The 14129-nt window shown below is 67.8% G+C and carries 18 protein-coding genes; 15 read left to right on the top strand and 3 right to left on the bottom strand.

Features of this window, described 5'->3' with window-relative positions; genetic code table 11:
- Nucleotides 1–6: 6 nt before the first annotated feature.
- Entirely contained in the window at nucleotides 7–1644 is a 1638-nt protein-coding gene (locus RU09_RS03365; protein ID WP_042537491.1) for a sodium-dependent transporter, read from the top strand.
- Nucleotides 1641–1775, top strand: a complete 135-nt coding sequence (locus RU09_RS18200; protein WP_079112911.1) for a methionine/alanine import family NSS transporter small subunit — start codon at nucleotides 1641–1643, stop codon at nucleotides 1773–1775. The genes RU09_RS03365 and RU09_RS18200 overlap by 4 nt, the downstream gene beginning before the upstream one ends.
- A gap of 55 nt (nucleotides 1776–1830) precedes the next feature.
- Here RU09_RS18200 and RU09_RS03360 read toward each other — a convergent pair whose 3' ends face one another.
- From RU09_RS03360 to RU09_RS03350, 3 genes are read right to left on the bottom strand one after another with little or no spacing between them, the layout of a single operon-like run.
- Nucleotides 1831–2115: a DUF6510 family protein gene (locus RU09_RS03360; protein WP_042537489.1), complete on the bottom strand. Its 285-nt coding sequence runs from the start codon at nucleotides 2113–2115 to the stop codon at nucleotides 1831–1833.
- Nucleotides 2115–2840 (bottom strand): ferredoxin reductase, encoded by a 726-nt coding sequence (locus tag RU09_RS03355; protein ID WP_042537486.1) that lies wholly within the window; start codon nucleotides 2838–2840, stop codon nucleotides 2115–2117. Before RU09_RS03355 ends, RU09_RS03360 begins: the two co-directional genes overlap by 1 nt.
- Complete coding sequence (locus tag RU09_RS03350; RefSeq protein WP_042537483.1) at nucleotides 2837–3427, bottom strand: sulfite oxidase-like oxidoreductase; 591 nt, start codon at nucleotides 3425–3427, stop codon at nucleotides 2837–2839. The genes RU09_RS03355 and RU09_RS03350 overlap by 4 nt, the downstream gene beginning before the upstream one ends.
- A 178-nt stretch (nucleotides 3428–3605) precedes the next feature.
- Here RU09_RS03350 and RU09_RS03345 point away from each other — a divergent pair, with 178 nt between their 5' ends.
- The 13 genes from RU09_RS03345 to RU09_RS03285 all read left to right on the top strand — a co-directional run bounded on the left by RU09_RS03345 (nucleotide 3606) and on the right by RU09_RS03285 (nucleotide 14015).
- The gene (locus RU09_RS03345) at nucleotides 3606–4463 is read left to right on the top strand and encodes a sigma-70 family RNA polymerase sigma factor (RefSeq protein ID WP_269430302.1); all 858 of its coding nucleotides are present in this window, start codon (nucleotides 3606–3608) and stop codon (nucleotides 4461–4463) included.
- Between the two features lie 117 nt (nucleotides 4464–4580).
- Nucleotides 4581–5405, top strand: coding sequence for a flagellin N-terminal helical domain-containing protein (locus tag RU09_RS03340; RefSeq protein WP_042537481.1), 825 nt, complete (start codon nucleotides 4581–4583; stop codon nucleotides 5403–5405).
- 102 nt (nucleotides 5406–5507) lie between these two features.
- A complete protein-coding gene (fliD, locus tag RU09_RS03335; protein WP_042537480.1) occupies nucleotides 5508–6872 on the top strand; it encodes a flagellar filament capping protein FliD in 1365 nt (454 codons plus the stop codon).
- 40 nt (nucleotides 6873–6912) lie between these two features.
- The gene (gene fliS / locus RU09_RS03330; RefSeq protein ID WP_042537479.1) at nucleotides 6913–7326 is read left to right on the top strand and encodes a flagellar export chaperone FliS; all 414 of its coding nucleotides are present in this window, start codon (nucleotides 6913–6915) and stop codon (nucleotides 7324–7326) included.
- 6 nt (nucleotides 7327–7332) lie between these two features.
- On the top strand, nucleotides 7333–7611 hold the full coding sequence (locus tag RU09_RS03325; RefSeq protein ID WP_042537478.1) for a hypothetical protein: 279 nt from the start codon (nucleotides 7333–7335) through the stop codon (nucleotides 7609–7611).
- 108 nt (nucleotides 7612–7719) lie between these two features.
- On the top strand, nucleotides 7720–8067 hold the full coding sequence (locus RU09_RS03320; protein ID WP_042537477.1) for a flagellar basal body rod protein FlgB: 348 nt from the start codon (nucleotides 7720–7722) through the stop codon (nucleotides 8065–8067).
- Nucleotides 8064–8456 (top strand): flagellar basal body rod protein FlgC, encoded by a 393-nt coding sequence (flgC, locus tag RU09_RS03315; protein ID WP_042537476.1) that lies wholly within the window; start codon nucleotides 8064–8066, stop codon nucleotides 8454–8456. Before RU09_RS03320 ends, flgC begins: the two co-directional genes overlap by 4 nt.
- Nucleotides 8456–8773 (top strand): flagellar hook-basal body complex protein FliE, encoded by a 318-nt coding sequence (fliE, locus tag RU09_RS03310; RefSeq protein ID WP_042537474.1) that lies wholly within the window; start codon nucleotides 8456–8458, stop codon nucleotides 8771–8773. Before flgC ends, fliE begins: the two co-directional genes overlap by 1 nt.
- A gap of 2 nt (nucleotides 8774–8775) precedes the next feature.
- Nucleotides 8776–10416: a flagellar basal-body MS-ring/collar protein FliF gene (gene fliF, locus RU09_RS03305; protein WP_042537472.1), complete on the top strand. Its 1641-nt coding sequence runs from the start codon at nucleotides 8776–8778 to the stop codon at nucleotides 10414–10416.
- Nucleotides 10413–11495, top strand: a complete 1083-nt coding sequence (fliG, locus tag RU09_RS03300) for a flagellar motor switch protein FliG (RefSeq protein ID WP_228385512.1) — start codon at nucleotides 10413–10415, stop codon at nucleotides 11493–11495. The genes fliF and fliG overlap by 4 nt, the downstream gene beginning before the upstream one ends.
- A 134-nt stretch (nucleotides 11496–11629) precedes the next feature.
- Nucleotides 11630–12268: a FliH/SctL family protein gene (locus RU09_RS03295; protein WP_042537470.1), complete on the top strand. Its 639-nt coding sequence runs from the start codon at nucleotides 11630–11632 to the stop codon at nucleotides 12266–12268.
- A complete protein-coding gene (locus tag RU09_RS03290) occupies nucleotides 12268–13593 on the top strand; it encodes a FliI/YscN family ATPase (protein ID WP_376708834.1) in 1326 nt (441 codons plus the stop codon). The genes RU09_RS03295 and RU09_RS03290 overlap by 1 nt, the downstream gene beginning before the upstream one ends.
- Nucleotides 13590–14015, top strand: coding sequence for a flagellar FliJ family protein (locus RU09_RS03285; protein WP_042537465.1), 426 nt, complete (start codon nucleotides 13590–13592; stop codon nucleotides 14013–14015). Before RU09_RS03290 ends, RU09_RS03285 begins: the two co-directional genes overlap by 4 nt.
- Nucleotides 14016–14129: the final 114 nt, after the last annotated feature.

Raw genomic sequence — 14129 nt, 5'->3', positions numbered from 1 at the left:
CGGCGCATGGCCACCGCAACGACGCAGACCCCTAAACGTGAGGCGTTCGGCTCGCGGAACGTCTTCATCCTCTCTGCGATCGGCTCCGCCGTCGGGCTGGGGAACATCTGGCGGTTCCCCTACGTGGCGTACGAGGGCGGAGGCGGCGCGTTCCTCATCCCGTATCTGTGCGCGCTGCTGACCGCCGGCATCCCTCTGCTGTTCTTCGACTACGCCATCGGTCACCGGTTCCGCGGTTCTGCGCCGTTGGCCTTCCGCCGGATGCACCGCCGGGCAGAGCCGCTCGGCTGGTGGCAGGTGCTCATCTGCGTGGTCATCGCGGTCTACTACGCGGTCATCATCGCGTGGGCCGCCATGTACACCTGGTTCTCCGCTCAGCTGACCTGGGGGCCGGGCAACGAGAACGACTTCTTCTTCGTCGACTTCCTCCGCTCGGCCGACGTCGCCGAGGTCGGCATCTCGACCGAGTTCGTGCCTCAGGTCGGGCTGCCGCTCGTCGCGGTCTGGCTGATCGTCATCGTGATCATGGCGCTGGGGGTCAAGCGGGGAATCGGCCGGGCCAACATGATCCTGATGCCGCTGTTGACAGTGATGTTCGCGATCCTCGTGGTGCAGTCGCTGTTCCTTCCCGGCGCGATGGACGGCCTGAACGCCTTCTTCACCCCGAACTGGGAAGCACTCGGAGACCCCGCCGTGTGGGCCTCTGCCTACGGGCACATCTTCTTCTCGCTCTCGGTCGCCTTCGGCATCATGGTGACGTACTCGTCTTACCTGAAGCGAAAGACCGACCTCACCGGCTCCGGCCTGGTGGTCGCCTTCGCGAACTCGGGCTTCGAGATCCTCGCGGGCATCGGCGTGTTCGCCGCGCTCGGCTTCATGGCGCAGGCGCAGGGCACCGAGGTCGCCGGAGTCGCGTCGTCGGGCATCGGATTGGCGTTCATCGCCTTCCCGACGATCGTGTCGCAGGCGACGGGCGGCTCGATCATCGGCGTCCTGTTCTTCGGGGCGCTGGTCTTCGCAGGCGTGACCTCACTGATCTCCATCCTCGAGGTGATCGTCGCAGCCCTGCAGGACAAGCTCGGCTGGGCGCGCATCCGCACGACCCTGACGGTGTCGATTCCGCTCGCGATCGTCTCGATGGCGCTCTTCTCGACGACCACCGCTCTGTCGGTCCTCGATACGGCTGACGCGTTCGTCAATGCCTTCGGCATCATGGCGGTCGCGCTCGTCGCCGTGATCGTCGTGGCCTGGCTGCTGCACAAGCTGCCGGCGCTCGTCGAGCACCTCGATCGCCGTTCGAGTTTCCGGGTCGGTCGGGTCTGGATGCTGCTCGTCGGTGCGCTCGCGCCCCTGGTGCTCGGCTACCTGCTGGTCACCGAGCTGATCTCGAAGATCTCCGAGCCGTACGGCGGCTACCCCGGATGGTTCCTGGCCGTCTTCGGATGGGGCATGGTCATCGCACTCGTCGCGCTCGCGCTGCTGCTGTCCGCGTTGCCGTGGAGCGGTCGCTCGCACGCCAAGGACGACCCGGAGTACGACGAGTTCCTCGCCGAAGAACACTACGAGCCGGATGCCGAGACCTCGTCGATCCCGATGGTGCCGACGACGGAACCCCGCTCGACGGAGAAGGGAGCCAGCGCATGACCATCACAGCCGTCGTCATGATGATCATCGCGATGGTCACGATCTGGGGCGGACTCGTCGCCGCCATCGTGAACCTCGCGCGTCACCCCGAGGTCGCGGATTCGGAGCCCGCTCCGCCGGTCGAGCTCTGACCGACGCCAGGGGACGCGGCGTCGCCCCAGGACCTGCATCCCACAGGTCGGGGCGCTATCCGTCGGCCGGCCAGCGCAGGAGACTCAGAGCACCGATCACGAGGGTCGCGCTGCCGCCGTCGCGGAGACAGGTCAGCAGTGTGCGACCGCACCCGCGGCAGAGGAGGATGACGCCGGCCGGATCGAGCTCGGCGATCGCGTCGGCGAGCTCGGCCTCGCGGTCGCAGTGCGCGCATGCTGCTCGCGCGCTCGTCATGTCTCTGCCGAAGACCTCGAGCAGGATCCCGCCTGCGGCGTTGCCGTCGACTCGCGTGCGATGACCGGGGTGGGCAGCGTCCATCAGGCACCTCCGAAGCGCTCAGTGCGGATCCGTTCCGGCGGATGCCCCGCCGCCACGAGCAGGTCTGCGACCGCCTCGACGAAGCCCGTCGGCCCGCAGACGTAGACCGACGGGTGTTCGGTGGCGGGAATGGTGGAGGCCGCGATCGTCGCCGCGTCCACCCGGCCGGCCGGGCGTTCGGAGCCCGGAGGCGCCGAACGGCTGTACGCCCAGTCGACGAGGAAGGCGTCGTCGGCGAGCTGGGCGAGGTCGTCCGTGTAGAACGCATCGGCGGCTGAACGCACCGCGTACAGCAGGCGCATCGGCGCCGAGCTGCCCGTGCGCGCATGCTGCCTCGCCATCGCGATGAGCGGGACGATCCCCGACCCGCCTGCGATGAGCTGCACGGGCTCGGTCTGGGTGGGGGTCCACACGAAGTAGGCGCCGATCGGACCGCGAACCTCCAGTTCGTCTCCGGGGCGCACGTCCTCGACGAGATAGGGAGAGACCTCGCCCTCGGGCACTTCGTCGACCGCGAGTTCGATGATGTCCGAGTCACCGGACGATGCGAGGGAATACGACCTGACCGCTTGATACCCGTCTTCTGCGGTCAGACGCACGTCGACGTGCTGACCGGCCAGATTCCCCGGCCACCCGTCGACCCGCAGCTCGAGCACGCGACCGTGGGGGGTGGGGTTTCGTGTCTCGACGACTCTGGCGACCAGCCACAGCGGTGCCGTGGTCACCAGTAACGCTCCTCTTTCCAGGGATCTCCGTACATGTTGTAGCCGTTCTGCTCCCAGAATCCGGGTTCGTCGTTCTCGAGCAGATCCAGACCGTGGACCCACTTGGCAGACTTCCAGAAGTAGAGGTGCGGCACCAGAAGGCGAGCAGGGCCGCCGTGCTCCGCAGCGAGCGGCTGGCCGTCGAATTCGAACGCCACCCACGCTTTGCCGCCTGTGAGGTCGGCGCGCGGAACGTTGGTGGTGTACCCGCCGTAGGAGAAGACCCGCGTGAAATCGCCCTCGCCGGCATCCTGCAGCAGATGATCGAGCGAGACCCCACGCCAGCGGGTGCCGAGCTTCGACCACCGGGTCACGCAGTGGATGTCTGTGGTGATGGTGTCGATCGGGAGTGCCTGCAGGTCGTCCCATGACCAGGTGCGACGGATGCCGTCGAGACCGACGACCGCGAACTCCCACGTGTCGAGGGAGACTCGCGGCGTCGGCCCTGCGGAGAGCACGGGGAAGTCCTCGGTGAGGTACTGGCCCGGAGGGAGGCGGTCGTCCGACTCGCGTCGCCGTGCGCCGAAGCCGCGGGAGATCACACCCATGATCGTCTTCTTTCGTTCGGTCGGAGCGGAGCCGCGAGTCGCTCGCGGGGGATTCCTGCCGTGTGGGACTGATTCTAGGGCGACTGAGTATCGGCGCGCCCTGACCATTTTTTACTCATAAACGTGCGCTTCATGCTAACTTCACTCGTAAAACAGTCGTTCAAGCCACGGAGTCACATTGCTGAGTAGTTTCGCTGTTTCTGCTGATTCCACTCAGCCTGAAGTCGTCTCTGCCTCGCCCGAGAAGCTGGCGCGCGACAACATGCCGCTCGCGACCTTCCTGGCTGTGGAGAAGGCGAGATCGGCGACGCATGTCGACCTCGACGATCTGCTCTCGGCCGCACGCCTAGGCCTCGCCCGTGCCGCGATGTCGTATGACCCGGCGCGCGGCATTCCCTTCGGCGCCTTCGCGAGCAGCCAGATCAACTGGGCGATGCTGTCGGAGATGCGCAGAGCGGATCCTGCCGGCGAACGCAGTCGCGACAAGATCGAACGCCTGCGGGTCGCCGCCGAGACTCTGCTCGCTCGCACCGGCCGGGTGGCGACCACGGCGGAGCTCGCGCGGGAGTCCGGCTTCACTGTCGACGTCGTGGCCGAGATGATGAAGCTCGACGAGATGGTGCGCACCGCGACCAGCTTCGAGGAGCACTTCGACGTCGAGACCGGGCGTCAGGCCGCCGATCTCACCGACGGCGTCATCCTGCCCGAGCACGCGGTCGAGCAGTCGGAGACGCGTGCGATGGTGAACCGCGTCATCGAGGCGCTGCCGGCGGCGATGCGACAGGTCGTCCGCGGGATCTACCTCGAAGACCGGATGGTGAAGGACATCGCCGAAGAGCTCGAGGTCAGCCACGCGTATGTGTCGAAGGTCCGCTCGCGGGGTCTCGCTCTGATTCGCGAGGCCATGGAGGCATGGGAGAACGGCACGACCGGCGATCGATCGACCAAGGCGCGGGCGGAGTTCTTCGAGACCCTGTTCGGCCCGATCCGCCCCGAGGCTCGCGACCGGTCGAGCGAGCTCCTCGCCGCCGTCTGAACCGACCCCCGGAATCTTCCGGCTCCGTGGTTACGACGGCGGCGCATGTCGCGAATATCGGTTGTGCAGGCCCACGGATGGGCCCGCGTCCAGCCCCATAACCACGGAGGAATTCTCATGGGTCTTCAGATCGCAACCAACGTCGGTGCACTCAACGCGTACCGCAACCTCTCTGTCAACCAGAACGACGTCTCGAAGTCGCTCGAGAAGCTCTCGAGCGGTCTGCGCATCAACCGCGCAGCCGATGACGCCGCCGGCCTCGCCATCTCCGAGGGCCTGCGTTCGCAGGTCAACGGCCTGAACGTCGCAGCACGCAACGCTCAGGACGGCATCTCGGTCATCCAGACCGCGGAAGGCGCGCTCACCGAGGTCCACTCGATCCTGCAGCGCGTTCGTGACCTTGCCGTGCAGGCGGGTTCCGACTCGAACAACGCCGATTCGCGCACCGCCATCAAGACCGAGATCGACTCGCTCGGCAAGGAGCTCACCCGCGTCGCCGCCAGCACCAACTTCAACGGCATCAAGCTGCTCGACAGCGCGAGCACGCTGACGTTCCAGGTCGGTGCAGGCTCTGACGCCGATGAGGACCAGATCGCAGTCACCCTGACCGACTTCTCCGGTCTCGGCGCTCGTATCGAGGCGCTGACGGTGACGGACGCTGCCGCTGCGCTCACCACGATCGCGGCGCTCGACACCGAGATCAAGGGTGTCTCGACGGCTCGTGCCGGCCTCGGTGCCGTGCAGAACCGCTTCGAGTCGACGATCAACTCGCTGCAGGTCTCGGCCGAGAACCTGGCCGCAGCGAAGAGCCGCATCGCGGACACCGACATGGCGGCCGAGATGGTCAAGTACACCGCCTCGAACATCCTGCAACAGGCCGGCACCGCCATGCTCGCTCAGGCGAACCAGTCGGGCCAGGGCGTCCTGCAGCTTCTCCGTTGAGTCGCTGCGCCTGAGGCGCAACAGGCGCCCGGGCGGAGTCACCTCCGCTCGGGCGCCTTCCTGTAGGACACCCCAGACCACCTCGCACGGAAGACGACCGGGATGAAACTCGACGGACTCGTATCAGGGCTCAAGACGCAAGAGCTCATCAAAGCGCTCATGGACGTCTCGGCGATTCCGAAGACGCTCATCACCAACAAGATCGCAGACCGCAACTCGATCATCACGAACCTCCAGTCGCTGAACACCACGCTGCAGGAGCTCGTCGCCAAGGCCAAGACCGCGGCCGCACCCTCCTCGCTCGCCTCGTTCACGGCGACATCGTCATCCGAGACCGTCACGGTCACGGCCGGCGCGAAGGCATCGGCGTTCTCGACCGACGTCGTCGTCGACGCCGTCGCCACGGCGCACTCCATCGTCACGGCATCCGGAGGATCCGCGGCATGGGGCGGCGCATTCACTCTCGTCGGCTCGGACGGTGAATCTATCGAGGTGACCCCGCTCGGCACGGGTCCGCAGGACCTGGCCAAGGCCATCAACGCGTCCAAGGCCGGGGTGAGCGCGACGCTCGTCCCCGCCGGTGTGGATGCCGACGGCAAGCCGCTTTCTCGCATTCAGCTGACGTCGATCGAGACCGGCGCAGCCGGCGAGTTCGCCGTGCATCGAGGCACTGCCGCGGACGTCGCGGCCGGCACCTCGACGGATCTCGGCGCCGAGCCGGGCGCCGCCGTCATCACGCAGGGGGCCGACGCCCGAATCCGTCTGTTCGCCGGAACCGCCGCCGAGCAGACGCTGAACAGCGCCAGCAACACGATCAGCGTGGGCGAGGGCATCGAGGTCACGGTCACGAAGCCCAGCGCTGATCCGGTGACGGTGACCGTCGCCAGGGACGACAAGAAGCAGACCACGACCGCCGAGACGTTCGTCAAGGAGATCGCTGCGCTGCTGACGCGCATCGACAAGGGATCGAAGGCGACGATCGGAGATGTTGGCGAGACCACCACTCTCGGCGTGTTCACCGGAGACAGCACCGTTCGCAATCTCCGCGGCGCTCTCGCGAACGCGATGCAGCTTCCGGTCGACGGAGTATCGCCGTCGACGATCGGAATCTCGATCAGCGACAAGGGCGTGCTCTCCTTCGACGCGGAGAAGTTCGGAAAGGCCCTCGCCGAGGATCCGGAGAAGACCCAGGAGATCTTCTCGTCGATCGCCGGACGGGTCGAAGGCGTCACCGACCAGTACTCCGACAAGTACGACGGGCTGCTCACCCAGCGCATCACCGGTCAGGAGACCGAGGTCAAGACGCTCAAGACCCAGGTGGAGCGATGGGACGTCCGGCTGGAGCAGAGGCAGGCGACGCTCGAGCGCACGTATGCGCAGCTCGAGGTCCAGCTCTCGAAGCTCCAGTCGCAGTCGTCGTGGCTCACCTCGCAGCTCGCAGGCCTCAACGGCACGACGACGTCGTGACCTGAGCACCGCAACCACCATCTCATCGGAGACCAGAACCATGCCCATCACCTCTCTCGACCGCGCGAAGCAGCAGTACCTCGAGCAGCAGGTCGCCTCGGCCACGCCGGAACGCCTTCTCGTGCTGCTCTACGACCGCCTGCTGGTCGACATCGAGCGCGCAGACGCCTCGCAGGAGTCCGGAGACTGGGCGGCCGCGGGCAACCACCTCGTGCACGCGCAGCAGATCGTCGCCGAACTGAACGGCTCACTCACCGATGAGTGGGACGGCTCCGCTGAACTGCATGGCGTGTACACGTACCTCACGGGCCGTCTGATCACCGCGAACATCGCTCGTGATCGGGTCGCCACCGCAGAGTGCCGCGATCTCGTCGTTCCGCTGCGTGAGGCCTGGCATGCGGCGGCCGCGGCGATCACGTCCGGCACGCAGACGCCCATCACGGCTCTGGCCTGAGCTCTCGTGCCTGACAACCTCTCGGCCTGGCTGACGGTGCTCGACCAGTTCGAGCGGGCTCTCGACGCTGCCGACGAGCAGCTCGATGACCAGCCCTTCGATGCGCCACCCGGCCCCGTGCCGGAGGAGCTTCGCGAACGCGCAGAGGCTGTTCTCGCGCGACAGCAGCTCATGATCGGCGGCCTGGTCACCTCCCGCGCCCATGTCGCACGCGAGATCGCCGCACTGCGACGGGTGCCGACCTCCAAGACGGACGTACCCGCATATCTCGACGTCGAGGGTTGAGCATCGAGGTTACGTGAGCAGTCGAGTGTCGCGATAGTCGGCACCGAGCACGGATCGCTCGACGATTGGCCAGGGATCGGCCTCTCCACCAACGTCCGGAGTGCCCCCGTGCTCGAATCCGTCACCTCCTCTGCGCTGATCAGCGCCCTCGATGGGCTGGCCCTGCGCCAACGCTCGATCGCCGAGAACATCGCCAACGTCAACACGCCCGGCTACCAGGCCAAGCGCGTCCAGTTCGAGGACGAGCTGCGCTCCGCCGTCGAAGGCGGTTCGGGAACAGTCGGCGCCACGGTCGAGCGATCGCTCGAACCGACCAGGGTGAACGGCAACAACGTCAACCTCGACACCGAGACCCTGTCGAACATCGACACCGTGCTGCGGTTCCAGTTCGCCAGCCAGGCGATCGGCGGCCAGGCGGCGTCCATCACCAAGGCGATCGGGCAGGCCTCCGCATGACCTTCGACGCGATCGGCATCGCCGGCACCGGCCTGACCGCGCACCGCAAGTGGCTCGACGCGCTCAGCGACAACATCGCCAACGTGAACACGGCCACTCCCGCGGGCCAGGAGGCGTTCCGAGAGAAGTTCGTCACCGTGCAGGCCGGCACGGAGAGTCCGGGCGTCTACGTCGCAGGCGTGGTCGAATCCGATGCCGAGGCCAAGCTCGTGTACGACCCCGAGCACCCCTACGCGAACGAGGACGGCTATGTGCAGTACCCGAACGTCGAGCTCGGCGACCAGATGAGCATGCTGATCCTGGCGCAGCGCGGATATGAGGCGAACGCCGCCGTCGTCGACCGTGCGAAGACGACGTACGAGGCCGCACTGCAGATCGGGCGCAACTGATGTCCGGCGTCGAGGCCATCTCCGCGGCAGGCGTCACGCCGCTCTCTGCGCTCAGCTTCGAGACGGGTCCGGAGGCATCCGGTGCATCGGCATCGGGGAGCGCCTTCGCGACATCGCTCTCGGGTGCCGTGGAGAACCTCCAGCAGCTGCAGTCGTCGTCGAACGAGCTGGCGGTGAAGGCCGTCACAGGTGACCTGCAGGACATCCACCAGGCGATGATCGCCTCGACACGCGCCTCAGTGACGCTCGATCTGGTGGTCGCCGTGCGTGACCGCAGCGTCTCGGCGTTCAACGAGATCATGAGGATGCAGGCCTGACGATGCCCAAGATGCTCACGAGCTACTACGACCGCGCGAAGCTGGTCGTCTCAGGATTCTCTCTCGCACAGCGCACGATCGCCATCATCGGCGTCGCGCTGCTCGTGATGGGGGCCATCGCGCTCGGCGCATGGCTCACCAAGCCGCAGATGAGTCCGCTGTTCACCGGCCTGAGCGCCGGCGATGCCTCGGCTGTCGTCGAGCAGCTGAAGTCGGCGGGCGTGGGCTACGAGCTCACCGAGGGCGGCGCGACCATCCTCGTGCCCGACGACCAGGTCTACGCGCAGCGCCTGGCAGCGGCATCGGCCGGTCTTCCCGGAGACACCAGCGAGGGGTACACGCTGCTCGACGACATGGGTGTGACCGCGAGCGAGTTCCAGCAGTCGGTCACCTACAAGCGCGCGATCGAGGGCGAGCTGGCCGGCACGATCGGTGCCATGGAGGGCATCTCCACCGCATCGGTGCAGCTCGCGATCCCCGAAGAGAGCGTGTTCGTCTCGGAGCGGCAGAGCCCGACCGCATCCGTGTTCGTGAAGACCCGCAACGGATCGACCCTCAGCGACGAGAAGATCGAGGCCATCGTGCACCTCACGAGCGCCGCTGTGCCGGGGATGACCCCCGAAGACGTCGCGGTGACGGATCAGGACGGCCGAGTGCTCTCGGCTGTCGGAACCGGCCTCACCGGCAGCTCGTCGAAGCAGGCGACGGAGCACGAGGCGAAGGTCGCCGCATCCGTCAGCAAGATGCTCGAGACGATCGTCGGGCCCGGAAACGCCACCGTGACGGTGTCGGCCGACGTCGCGAACTCCACGTCCGAGCGCATGGACGAGACGTACTCCGCCCCCGAGGGGGAGCTGAGCGCGTCGGAGGAGACCAAGACGGAGACCTACAACGGCGGTCAAGCGGGCGGCACCGGCGTGCTCGGCCCCGACAACATCGCGGTCCCGAACAACGCCGACGGCACCGGCGCCTACGAGTTCGAGGAGACGTCTCGCAACAACGCCGTGAACAAGTCGACGGAGAAGACCATCACCCCGGCAGGAGAGGTGACGAGGCAGACGGTCAGCATCGCGCTGAACCGCGGAACCGTCACAGGCGTGACGGCGAACCAGATCGAATCGCTCGTGGCATCGGCCGCCGGCATCGACGTCGAGCGCGGCGACGAGATCGCCGTCGAGTTCGTCGAGTTCAACGAGGCGGGAGCGACGGCGGCTGCGACGGCGCTCGCGGCGGCGGAGGCCGAGCGTGAGGCGCAGATGCAGCAGGAGCTGCTGCGGTCGGCGATCATCGGCGGATCGATCCTGCTGGCCGTGATCATCCTGATCGTCTTCCTCGTCGTGCGCCGCAAGATGAAGCGCCGCGTGCTCTACACCGAAGACGGTCCGATCGAGTACTTCGCCACCGTCACCGAGAGCGAGGAGCAGAAGCTCCGTTCACTCAGGGGCCTCAAGGAGGCCGAGGCGATCGTCGCCCCGGCACCCACGACGCTGCTGCCGTCGGCATCGATCGACCTCGATGACGAACCGGAGCCCGACAAGGTGCTCGTCGAGCGCAGACGCCGTGAGATCGACGATCTGGCGAAGCGCGAACCCGACACCATCGCCAGCGCACTGGCCGACCTGATGGACGAGGCGACCGTATGAGCGCATTGACCGAGTTGCTGGATGCACAGGCCGACACGGTCGAGGTCTCGACCGCCGTGGCGCCCGCGGCGATTGCGGTGCCGGAGATGAGCGGCCTTCGCAAGGCCGCGATCGTGCTGATGAACATGGACCGCGCGGCCAGCGCCGAAGTGCTGCGTCACCTCGGTGAGGAGCGCTCCGAGATGCTCGCCGCCGAGCTCACGCAGCTCGGGGGAGTGGACGTCGCCTCCACCGCCCGCGCCCTCGCGGAGTTCCGGCGCATCGCCACCGGCGGCTCTGTGCCGTCGCGCGGCGGCCAGGAACTCGCCACCGGACTGCTCGAGACGGCGTTCGGGCGCGAGAAGGCCGTCGGGATGGTCGGCAGGGTGATGTCGCAGGGCTCGGTGTCCTTCGACTTCCTCAACGCGGCAGACCCGGCCCAGCTCGCCACGATCATCGAGGGCGAGCTGCCGACCACGGTCGCCGTGGTGCTGGCGAACCTGCGAGCCGATCGGGCGGCGGCGGTGCTCGCCGCCCTGCAGGACCCGCTGCGCACCGATGTCGCTCAGGCGATCGCGACGATGGGCACCGCGACCCAGGAGGCGATCTCGATCGTCGCCGACTCGCTGCGCTCTCGCACCGGCGTCTTCGCGATGCGCGACAATCATGAGGCGATCGGCGGCGTGCAGCCTCTCGTCGAGATCATCAACAGGTCCGACACCGCCCTCGAGAAGTCGCTGCTCGCGAGCCTCGAGGGGCGCGACCTGGCGCTGGCCGAGGATATCCGCAGCCGCATGGTCACGTTCGCCGACATCGCTCGTCTCGAAGACCGCGACGCCCAGCGTGTGCTGCGCGGGATCGACCTCCGCATGCTCGCGCTCGCGCTGAAGGGCGCAGACGAGCAGATCACCGACAAGGTCAAGAGCAACATGACCGAGCGCAACCAGGAGAACCTCGCTGAGGAGACCCGGGTGCTGGGTCCCGTGCGCATGCGTCAGGTCGACGAGGCCCGCGCCGAGATCGTGCGCATCATCCGTGATCTGGAGGCCGCAGAGGAGATCACGATCTCGCGCGAAGACGAGGACGAGCTCATCGAGTGATCCCTCTGACGGCAGGTGATTCGGCGGCGGCGGTTACGGCCGCAGATATGTGTCGCGATAGTGGGCAGGGAGCACGGATCGCTCGACCTACGGGCCACGGACAGGCCTCGCCCTTCGACTCCGAGGTGTCCGCTGTGCTCGATTCCGCCTTCACGCCGTTGGTCGTGCCGCGCGTCGGCGAGACTCCCATCGACCTCCGAGGCGAGGCCGACCGCGCTCGCACCCGGGGCTACGCCGACGGCTTCGCCGAAGGTCGCAGAGTCGCACTGGACGAGGGTGAGGCCCAGCGTGCCGCGCAGCAGCAGCGGATGCAGGAACTCCAGGAGCTGTACCTGCACGAGCGGGGCTCTGGTCTGCGCGCGCTGGAGACCGCGCAGGCGGCGCTCGACCAGCGCATCGACGAGCTGAGCACGCTCGCTGCCGACCGAGTCGAAGAACTCGCGGTCATGCTGGCCACGACGATCCTCGGAGCGGAATTGTCGGATCCTGCGCGATCCGCCGCTCACGCGCTTCGGCGCGCCCTGGCCGAGATGCCGGCGGACCGGTGGACTCGCGTCGCATTCAGCGTGCAGGACGCCCGTGTCCTGCAGGAGGAGGAGTCGACGATCGACGCGCTCCGCGGCATCCAGGTATCGGTCTCTCCCGCCGTGGACAACGGCGGCGCCATCGTGGAGATCGAGAACGGGGCGGTCGACACGCGCATCACCGCAGCACTCGCGCGCGCGGCCGCAGCACTCGACGGCGACGACCAGGTTGCCGAGGTGATCGGGTGATCACCGGGACGCGGTCGTGGCAGCGCGCGCTCACGGCCGCGCGCCCCGAGCGCTCCGGCACGGTGAAGGCGGTGCGAGGACTCGGGGTGGAGGTGCTCGGCATCGACGGAGCGGTCGGCGACCGCATCCGCATCGACACGGCGGACGGCCGCCCGGTCGATGCCGAGATCGTCGCCGTCGACGGTGCCTCAGCCCGCTGCATGCCCCTGGGCAGGCTCGACGGGATCACCGCCCGTGCCCGGGTGCGGCATGGGGGAGCGCCGCTGCAGGTGCCGACGGGACGAGCGCTGCTCGGACGCGTGCTCGACGGACTCGGTCGGCCGATCGACGGCAAGGGGCCGCTCGACAGGAGCGTCGCCCACGTGTCGCTCGACCACGATGCCCCGAGCGTGATGGACCGCCAGCGCATCGACCGGCAGCTCGGACTCGGTGTGCGCGTGCTCGACACCATGACACCCGTGGGCTCGGGACAGCGTCTCGGTCTGTTCGCCGGGTCGGGTGTGGGCAAGTCGTCACTGATGTCGATGATCGCCCGTGGATCCACCGCCGATGTGAACGTCATCGCCCTCGTCGGCGAGCGCGGTCGCGAGGTGCGCGAGTTCCTCGAAGACGACCTCGGGCCTGAGGGTCTGTCGCGTTCGGTGGTGATCGTCGCGACCTCGGACCAGCCGGCGATGGCACGGCTGCGCTCGGCGTTCGTCGCCACGCGGATCGCCGAGGGCTTCCGCGATGACGGACTCGACGTGGTGCTGATGATGGACTCGTTGACGCGCGTCGCCATGGCGCAGCGCGAGATCGGGTTGAGCGCCGGCGAACCGCCCGCGACCCGGGGCTATCCGCCCTCGACGTTCTCGGTGCTGGCCCGGCTGCTCGAGCGGGCGGGAACAGGGCCCGTGGGGTCGATCACCGGTCTCTACACGGTGCTCGTCGACGGCGACGACCACAACGAGCCGATCGCCGATGCCGCCAGAGGAATCCTCGATGGGCATGTGGTGCTCGATCGGGCCCTCGCGATCCGCGGTCACTTTCCTGCCGTCGACGTGCTCGGGTCGGTGTCGCGCGTCGTGTCGAAGGTCACCACGCCGGAGCAGCGGCAGAACGCCGTGACGCTGCGCAGCGTCCTGGCCGCTCGGCGCAGTGCGAACGACCTGATCGAGATCGGCGCCTATCGGCAGGGGGCCAACCCGATGGTCGACGCCGCGATCGCTCACGAGGGTGCGATCTCCCGATTCCTCACCCAGAGCATCGACGACCTCGCCGCGACAGACGAATCCTGGCTGCAGCTCGCCACCCTCACCACCGACTTCGGAGGACTCACCCCATGACCTTCCCACTGGCTGGTCTGCTGCGTGTGCGCGGCGCCCAGGAACGTGTCGCCGCCGAGCATCTCTCGCGTGCGAGCGCAGAACGGGCGCAGGCCGAGACCGCGGCGCAGACTGCGATCACGAGCCTCGCCGACATCAGCGCTCAGATCGATGATCCTCGGGCGCTGATGGCCATGGCCGCGGCCCGCGCCGCGGGGCGCAGCACTCTCAGCGACCTCCAGGCGCTCGTCGACATGAGACGCAGCGCGGAGTCGGAGGCCAGGTCTGCGCATGTCGAAGCGCGACGCGATCTGAAGGGGCTCGAGCGACTCGAGAGCACCCACCGGGTCGAGACCGCCAAGGCCGAGCTCGCCGCCGAGCAGACCGCGCTCGATGAGATCGCCGTGGTGCGCACCTCGCGACGTGAGGGGAGCGCGGCATGACCGGGCTCGCAGCGGTGATCGCCCGCGTCGACGCGATCGAGACCCAGATCGTGTCGCTGGATCCAGCGGGGCGTGCGGCCGCCGCAGCTGCGACCGAGGCGACCACCGTGCCGT

The organism is Microbacterium sp. MEJ108Y, assembly GCF_000834175.1.
Lineage (GTDB): Bacteria > Actinomycetota > Actinomycetes > Actinomycetales > Microbacteriaceae > Microbacterium > Microbacterium forte.
This window is presented reverse-complemented; position numbering and strand designations above follow the sequence as displayed.

Coding starts and splice junctions, on each gene's coding strand:
- RU09_RS03360 (WP_042537489.1), bottom strand. CDS start 2,115: ATGGACGCTGCCCACCCCGGTCATCGCACGCGAGTCGACGGCAACGCC.
- fliF (WP_042537472.1), top strand. CDS start 8,776: ATGCCCAAGATGCTCACGAGCTACTACGACCGCGCGAAGCTGGTCGTC.
- fliS (WP_042537479.1), top strand. CDS start 6,913: ATGCCCATCACCTCTCTCGACCGCGCGAAGCAGCAGTACCTCGAGCAG.
- fliG (WP_228385512.1), top strand. CDS start 10,413: ATGAGCGCATTGACCGAGTTGCTGGATGCACAGGCCGACACGGTCGAG.
- RU09_RS03285 (WP_042537465.1), top strand. CDS start 13,590: ATGACCTTCCCACTGGCTGGTCTGCTGCGTGTGCGCGGCGCCCAGGAA.
- RU09_RS03365 (WP_042537491.1), top strand. CDS start 7: ATGGCCACCGCAACGACGCAGACCCCTAAACGTGAGGCGTTCGGCTCG.
- RU09_RS03350 (WP_042537483.1), bottom strand. CDS start 3,427: ATGGGTGTGATCTCCCGCGGCTTCGGCGCACGGCGACGCGAGTCGGAC.
- fliE (WP_042537474.1), top strand. CDS start 8,456: ATGTCCGGCGTCGAGGCCATCTCCGCGGCAGGCGTCACGCCGCTCTCT.
- RU09_RS03340 (WP_042537481.1), top strand. CDS start 4,581: ATGGGTCTTCAGATCGCAACCAACGTCGGTGCACTCAACGCGTACCGC.
- RU09_RS18200 (WP_079112911.1), top strand. CDS start 1,641: ATGACCATCACAGCCGTCGTCATGATGATCATCGCGATGGTCACGATC.
- fliD (WP_042537480.1), top strand. CDS start 5,508: ATGAAACTCGACGGACTCGTATCAGGGCTCAAGACGCAAGAGCTCATC.
- flgC (WP_042537476.1), top strand. CDS start 8,064: ATGACCTTCGACGCGATCGGCATCGCCGGCACCGGCCTGACCGCGCAC.